The sequence below is a fragment of the Streptomyces sp. CMB-StM0423 genome (assembly GCF_002847285.1).
In the GTDB taxonomy this organism is placed as follows: domain Bacteria; phylum Actinomycetota; class Actinomycetes; order Streptomycetales; family Streptomycetaceae; genus Streptomyces.
The window spans coordinates 118,476-132,794 of sequence record NZ_CP025407.1 but is presented as its reverse complement, the minus strand read 5'-3'; the positions used below and the strand labels follow the sequence as shown (position 1 = coordinate 132,794).

At 75.9% G+C, this 14,319-nt stretch carries 16 protein-coding genes and 1 pseudogene; 11 read left to right on the top strand and 6 right to left on the bottom strand.

Annotated features, from left to right (window positions below; genetic code table 11):
- Window positions 1–22 precede the first annotated feature (22 nt).
- Both CXR04_RS00525 and CXR04_RS00520 read left to right on the top strand, forming a co-directional pair.
- Window positions 23–1,009: a GlxA family transcriptional regulator gene (locus CXR04_RS00525; RefSeq protein ID WP_442802439.1), complete on the top strand. Its 987-nt coding sequence runs from the start codon at window positions 23–25 to the stop codon at window positions 1,007–1,009.
- A complete protein-coding gene (locus CXR04_RS00520) occupies window positions 1,006–1,803 on the top strand; it encodes a DJ-1/PfpI family protein (protein WP_101419933.1) in 798 nt (265 codons plus the stop codon). Before CXR04_RS00525 ends, CXR04_RS00520 begins: the two co-directional genes overlap by 4 nt.
- 148 nt (window positions 1,804–1,951) lie before the next feature.
- Here the strand turns inward: CXR04_RS00520 and CXR04_RS00515 are convergent, their stop codons facing one another.
- Both CXR04_RS00515 and CXR04_RS00510 read right to left on the bottom strand, forming a co-directional pair.
- Entirely contained in the window at window positions 1,952–2,275 is a 324-nt protein-coding gene (locus CXR04_RS00515; protein WP_442802344.1) for a hypothetical protein, read from the bottom strand.
- A gap of 333 nt (window positions 2,276–2,608) precedes the next feature.
- Window positions 2,609–3,058, bottom strand: a complete 450-nt coding sequence (locus CXR04_RS00510; protein WP_159072236.1) for a hypothetical protein — start codon at window positions 3,056–3,058, stop codon at window positions 2,609–2,611.
- 338 nt (window positions 3,059–3,396) lie between these two features.
- On the opposite strand from CXR04_RS00510, the gene CXR04_RS00505 reads away from it, so the two are divergent.
- A complete protein-coding gene (locus CXR04_RS00505; protein WP_101419931.1) occupies window positions 3,397–4,284 on the top strand; it encodes a hypothetical protein in 888 nt (295 codons plus the stop codon).
- Between the two features lie 18 nt (window positions 4,285–4,302).
- Here the strand turns inward: CXR04_RS00505 and CXR04_RS00500 are convergent, their stop codons facing one another.
- Window positions 4,303–5,283 (bottom strand): LysR family transcriptional regulator, encoded by a 981-nt coding sequence (locus tag CXR04_RS00500; RefSeq protein WP_101419930.1) that lies wholly within the window; start codon window positions 5,281–5,283, stop codon window positions 4,303–4,305.
- Between the two features lie 83 nt (window positions 5,284–5,366).
- On the bottom strand, window positions 5,367–6,095 hold the full coding sequence (locus CXR04_RS00495; protein ID WP_101419929.1) for an SDR family NAD(P)-dependent oxidoreductase: 729 nt from the start codon (window positions 6,093–6,095) through the stop codon (window positions 5,367–5,369).
- 215 nt (window positions 6,096–6,310) lie between these two features.
- Here CXR04_RS00495 and CXR04_RS00490 point away from each other — a divergent pair, with 215 nt between their 5' ends.
- Window positions 6,311–7,312, top strand: coding sequence for a GNAT family N-acetyltransferase (locus tag CXR04_RS00490; RefSeq protein WP_234379961.1), 1,002 nt, complete (start codon window positions 6,311–6,313; stop codon window positions 7,310–7,312).
- A gap of 22 nt (window positions 7,313–7,334) precedes the next feature.
- Here CXR04_RS00490 and CXR04_RS36780 read toward each other — a convergent pair.
- Window positions 7,335–7,424 (bottom strand): annotated as a pseudogene (locus CXR04_RS36780) (transcriptional regulator); the annotation flags it as partial.
- 164 nt (window positions 7,425–7,588) lie between these two features.
- On the opposite strand from CXR04_RS36780, the gene CXR04_RS00475 reads away from it, so the two are divergent.
- From CXR04_RS00475 to CXR04_RS00465, 3 genes are all read left to right on the top strand, one after another.
- Window positions 7,589–7,999, top strand: coding sequence for a GatB/YqeY domain-containing protein (locus tag CXR04_RS00475; RefSeq protein WP_101419927.1), 411 nt, complete (start codon window positions 7,589–7,591; stop codon window positions 7,997–7,999).
- 125 nt (window positions 8,000–8,124) lie between these two features.
- Window positions 8,125–8,370: a hypothetical protein gene (locus CXR04_RS00470; protein ID WP_101419926.1), complete on the top strand. Its 246-nt coding sequence runs from the start codon at window positions 8,125–8,127 to the stop codon at window positions 8,368–8,370.
- Between the two features lie 521 nt (window positions 8,371–8,891).
- Window positions 8,892–9,452, top strand: coding sequence for a hypothetical protein (locus tag CXR04_RS00465; RefSeq protein WP_101419925.1), 561 nt, complete (start codon window positions 8,892–8,894; stop codon window positions 9,450–9,452).
- A gap of 83 nt (window positions 9,453–9,535) precedes the next feature.
- Here CXR04_RS00465 and CXR04_RS00460 read toward each other — a convergent pair whose 3' ends face one another.
- The gene (locus CXR04_RS00460) at window positions 9,536–10,342 is read right to left on the bottom strand and encodes a TrmH family RNA methyltransferase (RefSeq protein ID WP_101419924.1); all 807 of its coding nucleotides are present in this window, start codon (window positions 10,340–10,342) and stop codon (window positions 9,536–9,538) included.
- 246 nt (window positions 10,343–10,588) lie between these two features.
- On the opposite strand from CXR04_RS00460, the gene CXR04_RS00455 reads away from it, so the two are divergent.
- The 4 genes from CXR04_RS00455 (at window position 10,589) to tap (ending at window position 14,319) form a co-directional block, all read left to right on the top strand.
- Complete coding sequence (locus CXR04_RS00455) at window positions 10,589–10,879, top strand: hypothetical protein (RefSeq protein WP_101419923.1); 291 nt, start codon at window positions 10,589–10,591, stop codon at window positions 10,877–10,879.
- 154 nt (window positions 10,880–11,033) lie between these two features.
- A complete protein-coding gene (locus tag CXR04_RS00450) occupies window positions 11,034–11,690 on the top strand; it encodes a hypothetical protein (RefSeq protein ID WP_101419922.1) in 657 nt (218 codons plus the stop codon).
- 134 nt (window positions 11,691–11,824) lie between these two features.
- Window positions 11,825–12,169 (top strand): hypothetical protein, encoded by a 345-nt coding sequence (locus CXR04_RS36775; protein WP_101419921.1) that lies wholly within the window; start codon window positions 11,825–11,827, stop codon window positions 12,167–12,169.
- Window positions 12,170–12,255: 86 nt separating this feature from the next.
- Window positions 12,256–14,319, top strand: a complete 2,064-nt coding sequence (gene tap, locus CXR04_RS00440) for a telomere-associated protein Tap (RefSeq protein WP_442802343.1) — start codon at window positions 12,256–12,258, stop codon at window positions 14,317–14,319.

Genomic DNA, 14,319 nt, shown 5'->3' with positions numbered 1-14,319 from the left:
GGTGGCGGACGCGGAACGCCGGGTGGTGCTCGTCGCGTACGACGACGCGCAGATACTCGACATCGCCTGCCCCAGCGGCGCCCTCGACGCCGCGAACCGCTTCGGCGCGGCGCCTCCGTACGCCATCGGGCTCGCCACCGCCACCGGGCGCGGCGTGCTCAGCTCCGCCGGCATCGGCGTCGGCGGCGGGCAGCGCCTCGCCGAGGTGCCGGCGCGGCCTGACACCCTCATGGTCGTCGGCGGCATCGGGCACGAGCGGGCCGCCGTGGACGGGGAGTTGGTCCGGCAGGTGCGCAGGCTCGCCACCGGCGCCCGCCGGGTCGCGGCGGTGTGCACCGGGGTGTTCGTGCTGGCCGCCGCGGGTCTCGTGGACCAGCGGCGGGTGACCACCCACTGGCGCTACGGCGCCGAACTCGCCGCCCGCCACCCGGCCGTCGCCGTCGACCCGGCCCCGCTCTACGTACGCGACGGGCACGTCTACACCTCCGCCGGGGTGACCAGCGCGCTGGACCTGACCCTCGCGCTCGTCGAGGACGACCACGGCCCCACCCTCGCGCGCGCCGTCGCCCGCGAGCTGGTGACGTACCTGCACCGCCCCGCCGACCAGGCGCAGATCAGCATGTTCCTCGCCGCCCCGCCCAGCGGCGACCGCCTCGTCCGCGACCTCCTCGGATACGTCTCGGGACACCTCGCCGACGACCTCGGCACGGGCGCGCTCGCCGCCCGCGCGGGCGTCAGCACCCGCCACCTCACCCGGCTGTTCGCCCGGCACCTCGGCACCACCCCGGCGCGCGCGGTGCGCGCCGCCCGCACCGAGGGCGCCGCCCACCTCGTCCGCTCCAGCGGGCTGACGCTCGCCGCGATCGCGCGCCGCTGCGGGTTCCGGTCCGCGGAGACGCTGCGGCAGGCGTTCCTGGAGCACTACGGGGCCACGGGGGACACGATTCGCAGGATGCCGGACATGCCGCGGGCCCGCCCCCTGCCCGACCGGCAGACTCCCGGAGCATGACGAACAGCCACACGGAGACGGACAGGAAGACCACGCGCAGGGCCGCCCTCGGCGGCGCTATGGCGCTCGCCGCGGCGGGCCTGGCGGCCGGACTCCCCGCCGGGACGGCCCGCGCCGCCGGCACGAAGGGGAACACCGCCGGACCGACCGGCCCGCGGATCGGGGTCATGCTCTACGACGGCTTCAGCCTGCTCGACCCGACGGGCCCGGTCGAGGTGCTGTCCCGGCTGCCCGGCGCGGACGTCACGATGATCGCCGAGCGCCGCGGCCCCGTCCGCACCGACACCGGGCACACCGCGGTCGTCGCCGACCGGTCGTTCGCCGAAACCGGCGAGCTGGACGTGGTCCTGGTACCGGGCGCCGGCAACCGCGGCACCATCGCCGCCATGGAGAACCCGGCGATCCTGGACTTCCTGCGCCGGGCCCACCGCCGCACCCGCTTCACCACCTCGGTGTGCACCGGCTCCCTCGTCCTCGGCGCCGCCGGCCTGCTCGGCACCCGCGCCACCACCTACTGGGCGTCGAAGGACTATCTGGAGGCGACCTTCGGCGTCACCTACGTGCCCGAACGCTACGTCCGCGACGGCAAGGTGATCACCGCCGCAGGCGTCTCCGCGGGCATCGACATGTCCGTCTACCTGGCCGCCCTGCTCACCGACGAGCTGACGGCGCGCGCGGTCCAGCTCGCCGTCGAGTACGACCCGCAGCCCCCGTACGACTCGGGCAACGCGGCCGAGGCGAGCCCCGAGTTGAAAGAACTGGCGCTGCGCCTGCTCGCGGAATCGCAGACGTAGAGGAACTGGCCGGAGGCGAGGCCGGTCTCGTGCGCGTAGATGACGGCCTGCGTACGGTCCCGCAGGCCCAGCTTCGCGAGGACCGCCGTCACATGGGTCTTCACGGTGGACCTGCCGATGCCGAGGACGGCGGCGATCTCCGGGTTGCTCAGCCCTTCGCCACCTGCCGCAGCACCTCCGCCTCCCGCTCGGTCAGCGCGTCCAGCCGGTCGTCCCGCGCCGCGCGCGGGACGACCGCGCCGGACACGAAGGCGTCGATCAGCCCGCGCACGACCGCGGGCGCCAGCAGCGCCTCGCCGGCCGCGACGGTGCGGATGGCGTTCACCAGGTCCTGCGGGTAGCAGTCCTTGAACAGAAAGCCGGACGCGCCCGCGCGCAGCGCCTCGAAGACGTAGTCGTCCCGCCGGAACGTGGTCAGGATCAGCACCCGCGCCGGCGGGACGAGCGCGGTCAGCTCCCGGGTGGCGGCCATGCCGTCCATGCAGCGCGACCCCGACCGCGGGGCTCACCGCGCGCGGCGCGAGGGCACAGCCGGCGAACGCGGCCACCTCCGCCGCGCGGGGCGGGCGGGACGGGTGGGCCGGGGCCCGGTCCCGGTCCCGGACGCGGACCGGAAGAGCGGCCCGTACGCACCACCCACCGCCACCGGCAGGTGGGTTGGCCGTCGCGGGACAGCGGCCGCTGGTCGCACGACCGGAGGGGCGCACGCCGTCCGATGTACGAACTCCCTGCTCGCCGTCACTCGCGCGCGGGCCGTTCTGCCCCCGGCCGCCGGGCGCCCCGTCAGGACCGCCCGGCCCCGCCGTCAGCCGCCCGCCCGCCGCCGCATCCCCGCAAGCCCGCGCCCGCCGGGGTGCATCGCCGCAGCCCGACCACCCTCCACCGCACGCCCGTTGGCCACCGTGAGGACCAACTCCTGTGCCCCGTCATGCAGTCGTACGGTGACGGGGGCGCCCGCCGCGTGCCGGATCGCGTTCGTCAGGGACTCCTGCGCCACCCGTACGCGGCCGTCCCGACCCCCTCCGGCAGCGCCGCAGCCCGTCACCGCCAGCGCCACCGGGAACCCCAGGTCCGCCAGCCTGCCGCAGAGCGCGGCGAGCCGCCGGTCGAGCGGGCCGTCGTCCGCCTCGTCGCCCGCGGCGTCCACCAGCCGCGCCAGTGTCGCCAGCGCCCCCCGGCCCGTGGCCGCCGCCCCCGCCCCGAAGGACGGCGCGACGGCCGCCGGCCCCGTGGTGCGGCTGCGTGCCCGGGTCACCGACCGCCTGTCGGGTGTCGGTGCGGGCGGCACCGGGGTCGAGGTCGACGGCCGCCCCGTGCCGCACCGCTTCGACCCGGCCACGGGCCGGCTCACGGCGTCGCTGACGCTGCGGCCGGGGCGGCACACGGTCCGTATCCGCGCCCGGAACGCGGCGCACGCGGCGGCGCTGGCCACGACGACGTTCACGGTCCGCGAGGGCGAACCGGGCGCCCGCTGGGGGAGCCGGGGAGGGGGCGGCGGCGGTGCCGCGGTGGCCGTCCCCCGATCCGGTCCCGGCGGGCGGACACGTCCGAAACCTTCAAGACCGCCGCCCGCGCCGCTGCCATCGTGGGCGTATGACCGCAGACCTCGCCGCCGCCGCCTCCTTCATGGCCACCCATGCGCGCCTCCTCGACCGCCGCCGCTTCGAGCTGCTGCTCGGCGGGACCGACCCCGCCGCCGTGCTCGCCGCCGTCGACGGCTACCGCAACCCCGACGGCGGCTACGGCTGGGGTCTGGAGCCGGACCTGCGGGCGCCGGAGAGCCAGCCCGGCGGCGCGCTGCACGCCTTCGAGGCGTTCGTCGACGCCGCCCCGGCCACCACCCCGCACGCGGCGCGGCTCTGCGACTGGCTGCTGTCCGTCACGCTGCCCGACGGCGGGCTGCCCTTCGCGCTGCCCGTGGCGGACCCCGCCGGCTGCGCGCCGTTCTGGACGCAGGCCGACCCGGCGGCCTCCGCCCTGCAGAGCACCGCTTTCGCCGCCGGCACCGCGCTGCGGCTGGCCGCGCACGACCCCGCCGTCGCCGCCCACCCCTGGCTGGAGCGGGCCACGCGCTACTGCCTGGACGCCATCGAGGTCATCGGCGACGAGCCGCACGCCATCGAGCTGTCCTTCGCCATCCGCTTCCTCGACGCCGCCGCCGACACCCGCCCGCAGGCCACCGCCCTGCTGGAACGGCTGCGCCCGCTCATCCCCGACGACGGGGTGCTGCCCGTCGCGGGCGGCTCGGAGGGCGAGGCGATCCGGCCGCTCGACGTCGCGCCCGAGCCCGGCCGCCCCGCGCGCACGCTGTACGCCCCGGAGGTCGTCGACGCCGAACTGCAGCGGCTGGCCGCGGGGCAGCAGGAAGACGGCGGCTGGCTGGTCGACTTCGGCTCGTTCTCGCCGGCCGCGGCACTTGAGTGGCGCGGCTACCGTACGGTCGGCGCGGTGGCGGTGCTGAAGCAGAACTCCCTGCTCTGAGCCGCCTTCGCGCGGGGCTCAGCCGCGGACGGCGGCCGGCTCCGGAACGGCACGCGCCGGCTCCGGGGCCTCAGGCACCTCGGGGGCATCGGCGCCGGGTGCCGCCTGCGCCGCCTCGGCAAGGGTGTCGACGGCGGACTGCACGAAGGCCCGTACCAGCGGCGTCTCGTGCGCCGTACGCCAGATCAGCCCCCAGACGCCCAGCGGCTGCTCCGTGATCGGCACGTACGCGATGCCCGGCCGCGGGAAGTGCCGCGCCGCCTCGCCCTGCACCACGCACACCGCGTCCCCGGCCGCGACGACCGCCTGCGCCTCCTGGAACGTGGCGATCTTCGGCCCGTCCGCGGGGATCGGCCGCCCCGACGGCGTACGCGCCGGCATCAGGGCCTCCATCCAGTACGCCGGGACCGGGTTCACCGGCTGCGGGAACGAGCAGTCCGCGAGGTCTTCGAGGCTCACGGACCCGCGGGCGGCGAAGGGGTGTCCTTCCGCGACCATCAGCACGTGCGGCTCGCGGGCCAGCACCGGGCCGACCGTCAGGTCCGGCTCGCGCACCGGGAGCCAGGTGACCTCCAGGTCCACCTCGCCCGCCCGCAGCATCCCGAACGGGTCGCTGAAGACCACCTCGCGGAAGCGCAGCTCGACCCCCGGGTAGTGCTCCTTGAAGCGCGCGAGGATCGACGCCTGGTCGAACGCCTGGGCGCACATCAGCCCCAGCGTCAGCACCCCCGTCGTGCCCCGGGCCGCCGCGGCGGCGGATTCGATACCGTCCTGGATCCGCTGATAGCCCGCCTGCAGATCGTCGTGGAGCCGGGCCCCGATGGCCGTCAGCTCCACCCGGCGGCTGGTGCGCTCGAAGAGCGGCGCGCCGATGCGGCGCTCCTGCTTGGCGATCGACTGGCTGACGCGCGCCTGCGAGACGTGCAGCCGCTCCGCGGTCCGGCCGAAGTGCAGCTCCTCGGCGAGCGCGAGGAATATCTCTATGTCCCGCAGCTCCATCCCGCACCCCCGTATCGCCTGGCCGTGGCCGGAAACCGGCTCCGCCACCGGAGCGTATCCCGGCTGCCCCGCCCCCGTCACCCTCAGGCCGCCGCGCCGTGACCTGCGGCGGAGGCGGACGCGGGGGCGGCAGCGGGGTCGGCCGCGGGGGCGGTGGCGTCCCGGCGGCGGGCCGCGGCGCCGTCGACGAGCCGCAGCAGCGCCCCGGCGTCCGGCCGCCCGCCGACGACGCTGATGTCGACGCCGACGCGCGCCGCCTCGCACGCCGCCGCCCGGCTCAGCGCCACCACCGCGCAGGTGCCGGCCCGGTCCAGCGCGGTCCCGGGAGCCCCGGGTGGGGCGACGGAGCCGCAGAGCTGCAGCAGATGTCCTGAGCGCTGCTCGTACAGCAGCGGCAGCACCGCCTGCGCGACCCACAGCGGGCCGAAGAACGCCGAGTCCATCCGCGCCCGCGCCGCCGGCTCGGGTATCCAACCGACCGGCGCGGCCGCGTCCCCGGCAGCGGTGTCGCCGGGGGAGGGGCGCGGCGGGCGGGCGTCGTTGACGACCGCGTCGAGGCGGCCGAACCGGTCGGCCGCCGCGCACACCGTGGCGTTCACCGACCAGTTGTCGGCCACGTCCAGCGCCCGTACGAACAACCTGCGCCGGTGCTCGTCGTGCCGCGCCAGCAGCCGGTCCCTGGCGGCCTCGTCCGGTACGGCGGCGGCGACCCGGTCGCCGCGCGCCAGCGCGGCCGCGGTGACGGCCCGGCCCGCGCCGTGTCCTGCCGTGGTGACGAACCAGACCCTGCCCCTACGTGCGGTGGCGGTCATGGACCTTGCGCCCCCTTCGGTGGCTGCGTGTGCTCCTGCTCTTTCCTCTGCGGGGACCAGCCTCCGCCCGGGGCGCCCACCGAACAACGGCCGATCCGGCAACGACGGATAACCCGTCGGTTATGAATCCCCCGCCCCCATCGATAACCGACGGGTTATGGCACGTTCCCGGATCGGCCGTTGTTCGCGTGGCGCGCCGCGGCGAGGCTGGAGCCATGAGTTCACCGGTGGAGATCACCGTCGTACGCGACGCCGCGCCGGCCGCCGCCGCCTGGCGCGCGGTCGTCGCCGCCGCGCGGGCGGCGGACCTGCCCGGCGTGCCCGCGCCGGTACGGGAAGAGGTCCTCGCCGGACTGCGGGGGGACGCCCACGCCGGCGGCAGGATGCCGCCGGCGTGGGCGGCCACGGGGGCGGAGGGCGAGGTGACGGCCGTCGCGGGGGTGCGGCCGGCCTCGCCCGGCCCGGCCCGTACCACCGCGGATCTCCAGCTCTACGTCCACCCCGCCGCCCGCCGCCGCGGCACCGGCACCCTGCTGCTGGCCGCCGTCGCCGCCGCGGCCCGGGAGGACGGCTGGGCCGCCCTGCGGGCGGCCGTCCCGGCGTGCACTCCGGCGGACGTCTTCTGCCTGCGCCACGGCTTCGTCCGCGAGCGCGTCGTCCACCACCTGCTGCTGCCGCTGGCCGAGGTGCACCGCGCCTGGCTGGCCGAACTGGTCTACGCCGACCACCCGGGCTACCGCCTCACCACCTGGTACGCCCCCGCCATCCCGGCGCCGGGGCCGCCCGCCCCGCCCCGTACCGGACCCGCACCGGCCGCGGGCGACGACCCCGAAGGGCTCGCCGCGGCCGTCCCCGGCTTCGCCTTCGGCACCGCCTCAGGCGCGCCGGAGCCCGGCAGCGGCCGGCTGCTGACGGTGGCCGCGCTGCATACCGGCACCGGTGCCGTCGCGGGCTACACCGAAGTGCTCATCCCGCCCGCCCCCGCCCCGCGCGCCCAGCATTCCCACCTGGCCGTGGTTCCGGCCCACCGCCGCCGCGGCCTGGGCCGCTGGGTCACCGCCGAGATGCTGCGCCGGCTGCACGCCGAGCACCCGCAGATCGGCGAGGTGGAGACCGCCGCCGCGGACGGCGACGCGGCGGTCCTCGCCCTCGGCGAGCAGCTCGGCTTCCGCCCGTACCGCCGCACCCACGACTACCGGCTGCGCCTGCCCGGCTGAGCCCGCGCCCGGTGCCGGACGGTCAGCCGGGCCCCGGGGTGGCGGCGAGCGAGCCGAGGAGCGCGAGTGCCTCGGCGCCGGGCGAGCCGGGCTCCGCGTGGTAGACGACCAGGCGCCATCGCCGCCGCGGTCTCGTACGCCCTGTCCCAGCCGCCGGAGGTGGATGTCAACGAGATCGTCGTACGGCCCGTGCACCAGCGCTGACCCCGTGCGGGCCGGTCGAGGTCGCCGCCGCCCGGGGACCGCCGCGCGGGGCGGGACCGGTACGTTGGGCACATGACAGCGGCAGCGGCGGGCCCGCCCACCGACCAGGGGACGACCGAGGACGCGCAGGCACTGCGGTCCCTCATGCGCGCGGACCTCCGCGCCGCGATGAAGGCACGCGACCGCGAAGTCGTCTCCGCGCTGCGCACCGCCCTCGCCGCCCTCGACAACGCCGAAGCCGTCGAGGCCCCCGCGGCCCCGGCGGACCAGGGGAGCGAGCACGTCGCCGGCGCCCGGTCCGGCGTCGGCTCGGCGGAGGCGGCCCGCCGGGTGCTCTCCGCCGACGACGTACGCGCCCTGCTGCGGGCGCAGATCACCGAGCGCCGCACCGAGGCCGGGGTCTACGAGACGGCCGGCCGCGCCGACTCCGCGGACCGCCTGCGCCGCGAAGCCGACGCGCTCGCCGCGTACCTCACCCCGTAGGCAGCCCGCCTCCTCCCTGGCCCAGGGCCAACCGGCCCCGGCGGCAGGGGAGTTCGGCACGGGCCGTTGTCAGTGCCCCTCGGCAGAATGAGGGCGTACGACACGTCCGACGAACGGAGGCGACGATGGCGGACGACACCGCCGAGGTGACCGCGGCCCAGGCGTACCGCCGGCTGGTGCGCAGCGCGCAGGCGGCGCTGGCCGAGCCCGGCGCGCCGGGGCTGGCCGCGGCGGTGCTGGCGGGGCCGCTGGCCGACGCCGACCGGGCGCTGGCGGCGGCCGGTCTTGCCGGGAACGAGCCGCGGTTCTTCGCCGTCGTACGCAGCGTGACGGCGATCTCCACGCCGGCGCCCGGCCCCGCATCGGCGTAGCACGCGGGACGCGGAGGTCACCGGCCGTTCCAGAAGCCGCACCGGTGGTTCGCCGCGAACGGCGTGGGCCGGCCGCGTACGGTACGCCCCGTCTCCGTGCTGTCCCCGCCGTCGCGCACGCCGCGCAGCAGCCCTCCGTCCGTCCGTACCAGAGTCGGATCGGGAGCTGCGGCGGTGGCCGGCACGCCAGCGGGGACAGCACGGAGACGGCGGCCAGGCAGAGCGCGGTGACTCGGGCACGTAACACCATGCCCCCCAGCACCGGCCGGGCCGCGCCCGCCCGCGTCCCCCGCCGGACGGCTCCGCCGCTACTCCCCGTGGCGTAGCCGCCCGCCCGCGGGACCCCTCCCGGACGCAGGGCCGCAGAGTAGGAGTCGGCAGGCCGCCTGGCGGCGCCCGTACGCAACCGATCCGCCGGCATCCCGCACCACTCTCCGCGACCACTGCCTTCCGCTCGCCCGGACGCCGCCGGCACCGCGGCCTGCGCCGACGACGTCGGCATCCAGGAAGGGGACGGCACCATGAAGACGATCGCCCGTATCGCCATGACGTCCGTGCTGGCGCTCATCGCGGTCCTCGGCCTCGCCGCCTGCGAGGACGACTCCAGCCAGGGCAAGGAGAACGCCGCCAAGCAGAGCAACTACGACGCCCTGGTGGCGAACCAGCCGGCGGGGAAGATGACCTACTCGCCGACCCGCGAGGCCATCAACGAGTGGGTGAAGACCTGGGGCAAGCGCGGCAAGCTGTCGTACGTCTACATCCAGAACGGCAAGGGCGAGTACGGGTACTTCGTCATGAAGGGCCTGCCCGTGCCCCGCTGCAAGAAGCTCACGCCGACCGAGGCGGTGGACTCCTCGTCGAACGGCAAGGTCGTGGTGGCGCAGCCGGGCATGGACGGCACGTACGACTCGGGCTCGGCGTGCAACGCCTACTTCGGCTTCGACGCGACGACGGGCGCGTACGTGGAGTTCACGGTCGGGACGAACCAGTCGTTCTTCCTCTTCGACCAGCCCATGAAGATGCCGGAATACGCGGACGCCACGCAACTCGGCCCGACGTCGGCAGGGGACGTCGCGGACTGACCCGGGTCGGGCACCCGTGCGGAGGACGGCTCCTCGGCGTCGGGAGCGGTGCCCCGGCCTGTGCCGCACCGGCCGGGGGCCGCTCACCTGTTCTCGGCGTGTCTGCGGGCCTCGTACAGCATGATCGACGCGGCCACCCCGATGTTCAGCGAGTCGACCGTGCCCCCCATGGGGATGCGCACCCGCCGGGACGCCCGCGCCAGCAGGTCCTCCGGCAGCCCCTCCCGCTCGCTGCCGAGCAGGAACGCGAGCGGCGGATCGTACGCGGCACTCCAGTGATCCTCGTCCGCGGAACCCGACGTGGCCACCACCGCGACCCCCCGCTCCGCGGCCCAGGTGAAGAACTCCGAGGCGTCGGGGGTGTGCACCACGTCGACGGCGAACAGCGACCCCATGCTGGCCTTGACCGCCGCCGGGGCGTACGGGTCCACCGTGTCCCCGATCAGGATCACCCCGGCCCCGCCCACCGCGTCCACGGTGCGGATGATCGTGCCGAGGTTGCCCGGGTTGGCGATGCGGTCCAGGGCGACGAAGACCGATCCGGGCCGGGCGTCCAGGCTGTCCAGCCCACCGTCCCGGCTGCGCAGGACGGCGGCGATGCCGCTGGGCCCGTCGCGGTCGACGAGCCGCTGGAACAGGTCCGCCCCCAGCCGCGCCACGGCCACGCCCGCCTGCTCCTGCTCCTCGACCATGCGCACCGCCGCCTGGTGCGTGAGCAACCCGGGCGCGACGAGAAGCGTCTCGACCTCCCACCCCGCCTCGACGGCGGACCACACCGGCTGCAGCCCCTCGACGACGAACGCCCCCTGACGCCGCCGGTGCTTGCGATCGGCGAGCAGCTTCACCCGCTTCGCGAGCGGGTTGGCGGCGCTGGTGATGGTGTCGGTCATGGTGCTCTTCCGTGGTCGCGGTCCGGGTGAGGGTATCGAAGCGGGCGGGAGGCGCCCAAACGGCCTCACGCAGCCGGCACCCCGCCGAATTCCCTCCCTCCGACTACCGCTGCACGGCGGGATTGCAGAGAAATGAGCGGGCATCCGATTTTCCGGCCGGAACGCTTATCCGGCTGAACGCGGCCCCTTGTTCTTCTTGATTCAGCCAGGGCGGCACAGGGCCGCTCTCCGGATCCAGGAGGATTCATGCGTAGGACTGGTGCTCTCGCCGGCGCGCTGTCGTCGGCGGCGCTGCTCGGCTTCACCGCGCTGGCCGCCGCCCCCGCGGCCTCGGCCGCGCCCGCCGGCAGCGGCGACGGGAAGGCCGCCGGGGCCGCCGCGTACGCGGCGACCGCAACCGCCGACGAGGGCAAGGGCGGCGACGAGATGCCGTACGGCCTGGCCCTGCGGATGCTCGACGACGGCTCGATCTCGGTCGTCGCGCTGACGGAGGACGACATCGACGACGACAGCGGCGACTGGCACCCCGCCGGGTAGTCCCTTCCACCGAGCGGCCTCCGGCGCCCACCCGGCGCCGGGGGCCGCGCGCCGCCGGGAGACCGAGTCGCCGATCACCTGGTGCGCACCCATGATGGAAAGGAGCATCCGTCCTGGTACCCGTACCCGCGGCCACCGGCAGCGAGGAGATGTCGTGTACGAGAAGCTGCTCCACAGGGCAGGCGGCCGGCTCGCCCCCCGCCACCACGGCCGGCAGTCCGCCACCAGCCGGACCCGCCCGGAAGAGCTCGTGCTCGACCCCGCGAAGGTACGCGGATTCCGCGCGGGCACCCTCGGCCCGCGGGACGAGGCCGCACTCGCCCTCGAAGTGGCCGGGCTGCTGCCGCACGGCTGGGATCTGCCCAACAAACTGAAGGCCGCGCTCCAGGACGTCATCGCACACCTCGGCGGCGAGGCCGGGCTGATGCAGTGGCTCGACGAATTCCCCGGCCGCCCCCGGCTCACGGCGCGGATCTACGTCTTCCGCGGCCTCCTGGACCGGTACGGCGACGCACCGGAGGTGGTCGAAGCCCTGCGGGAGGCCCGCGGCCAGGAGCCGTATCCGGCCGGCCTGCGCGACGTCCTCGTGCCGCAGACCGACTCGGAGACCCTGTCCGACCTCGGTTACCGGGTCGAGGCGTCCCTCACGGACGGGGAGGTGGAGCGGGCCGCGGAGCTGGCTCTCGCCATCGCCGACTGGCTGCGCCGGTCGCTCACGGGACCCGTAGCCGATCTGATGGGTCACGCCCGGGCGGACATCGCTCAGGCGGCCGCCGAGGCGGCCGTTCCCCGGAGTCCGGCGGGCCCGTGACGGCCGGTCTCGCCGGCCGTCCGCACATGCCCTGTGCCAGGATGCGCACCTACCCGTCGAATTGAGCAATTCCTTTAATGGCGCGCCTCTCACCGATAAGCGCCCCCTGCCTACTTGAACACTCCGCCACGGCGATGGTGCTGATCGCCGCGGTACTCGTCGCGGACTGGTTCCAGGGCCCGAACGTCGCCTTGGGCTCCGTGCTCGTGGTCGTGCCCGTGGTGGCGGCCATCGACGGCAGCCGGCGCACCACCGTGTTCTGCGGGACCCTCGCGCTGGCCGCCTTCGTGGTGCGGATGACCCTCGTCCCGGCCGCCCTCGCCCTGCTGGGCGAGTGCGCGTGGCGCCTGCCCGGGTGGCTGGACCGCGTCCTGCCGCATGTCGACATCGAAGGCGGGAACCTGCCCGACCCCGCCCCGGCACCGCACTCCGGCGAACGGCCGGTCCCCGCCCCGGCGCACGAACACGGCCACCACTGACGGGCGCGGCACCGGCGTCCGCGCATCGGCCGCCGGAAGGACGGCGTTCGTTCGCCGAACCGTGCATGTGGCGTACGCTGCCGGGCGTGAGTGAGGGAGACAAGGCCCGGTTCGACGCGGTGGACGCGCTGGTGGCGCGGTCGCGGGTGCTGCCGCCGCCGGGGGAGCGGCGCCGGCTGCGGGTGGCGCACGGCCTGACGCAGCAGGAGGTCGCCGACGCGCTGGGCGTACGGCGGGCGACGGTGGGCGCCTGGGAGAGCGATGACCCCGGCCGCAGTACGGAACCGCGCCCGCCCGAACGCGACGCCTACGCCCGCCTGCTGGAGCGGCTCACCGAGCTGTACCCGCCGCCCGCCGACGACGCCCCGACCGCACCGGAGACTCCGGCCGCGCCCCCGGCACGGCAGACCGTCCCGGCGCCTCCGCAGCCCGCGGACTCCGCGGCCGCGATGCCGCGTACGCGGCCGTCCGCAGGGAAGCCCGCGCCCACCGCCGCGTCGGTGGGGGAGGGGCGCTACCCGGCGGGCCCGCTGGCGGTGCTGGACGGTGCCGGCCTCGCCCACCTCGCCGACGGCCGTACGGCGCCCTGCCCCGCCGGCTCGGTCGTCGAACTGGTCGACTGGACCCTGCAGTCGGGGCTCGGCGCCGAGCGCCTGCACCGGCACGGGCAGGACGCCGACCCCCTGGTCGTGCTCACCGAAGCCGCCGCCGAGCGGCTCGGGTTGCCGCTCCGGCTGGACAACCGCGCCTTCGACGACGGGATGCGCCTGGCGGAGGACCACCCGGTGGTACGCGAGATCCTGGCCGCCGGCTGGAAGCTGACCCGCCGCGGGTTCGGCCCCTGGCCGCGGATCTACCGCCCCGCCGAGCACGGCCGCCGCCGCTGCGTGCAACTCGCCGTGCTGGGCTGGGACGCGCTGGAGGACCGCGCCTGGCCCGGCGCCGGCCACGTGCCCCCCGGCGAACTTGCGCGCATGCTCGGCACGTACGCCACGCGGGTGCTCACCCCCCGCGGCTCCACCGCGGTCACAGGACTGGAGCTGATGACCGCGCTGCGCCCGCCGACCCGCCCGGTCCGCGACGGCGCCGCCTGGACCTCAGGACCCGTACCCGGATCCCTCACCGCCCCGGTCGATCCCGCCCCGCCGGAGGCCCCGGAGGAGCATCCGGTCGCCGAAGGCCGGGAAGAGGGGCAGGAGCTGGACGAGGAGGCGTACGACTGGGTACGCCCCGGTGGTTTCACCGACGCCGAGTGCGAACTGCCGTACGTGATCGGCCTGGACGTCAACATGGCTTTCGCCGCGGCGGCGAACCGGCTGACCGTGGGCCTGGACGCCCCCGTCCACACCGACGGCCCCCGCTTCGACAAGAAGATCCCCGGCTCCTGGTACGTCGACCTCTCCCACATCGAGCTGGACCCCCGCCTGCCCGGCCCGTTCACCCCCGGCGGCGACCGTCCCTCCGGCCCGGCCTGGTACGCCACTCCCACCGTCGCCTACGCCGTCGAACTCGGCCACGACGTCGCGCCGCTGGAGGCATGGCTGCGCCCGGAGGCCGGCGCGTACCTGGACCCGTGGTACGAGCGGCTGCGCGACGCGTACCTGGCCACGATGGCCGACCTCGGCGTGACGAAGGACCTCACCGAGGCCGGCTACGTGGCCGCGATGGACGGCCACAAAGGAGTCGACCCGGCCGCCGCGGCGGTCCTGTCCGCGATCAAGGCGACTGTCAAGGGCGGCATCGGCAAGCTCCGCGAACGCGCCCAGGGCAAGGCCAAGTTCCGTACGAACCAGCGGTGGCCGGCCCTGGAACGGCCGACGTGGCGGCCGGACATCCGGGCCGCGGTCATCGCCACCGCGCGGGTCAACATGCACCGCAAGATGGTCAAGATGGCCGCACACGGCCGCTACCCGGTCGCCGTGCTCTCCGACTGCGTCGTCTACCCCGCCGCCACCCCCTCACCGCTGGACCTGCTGCCCCGTACCCCCGATGGCAAGCCGGCCCCCGGCGTCTTCCGCCTCGGCGTCAGCCCCGGCATGACCAAGGTGGAGGGCGTACGCGACCTGTGGTGGGCCGCCGAGGTCATCGAGCAGCACTACAACCCCGCCAGGCACATCAAGGACGACCCCACCCGCGACGGGGAGGAGTGA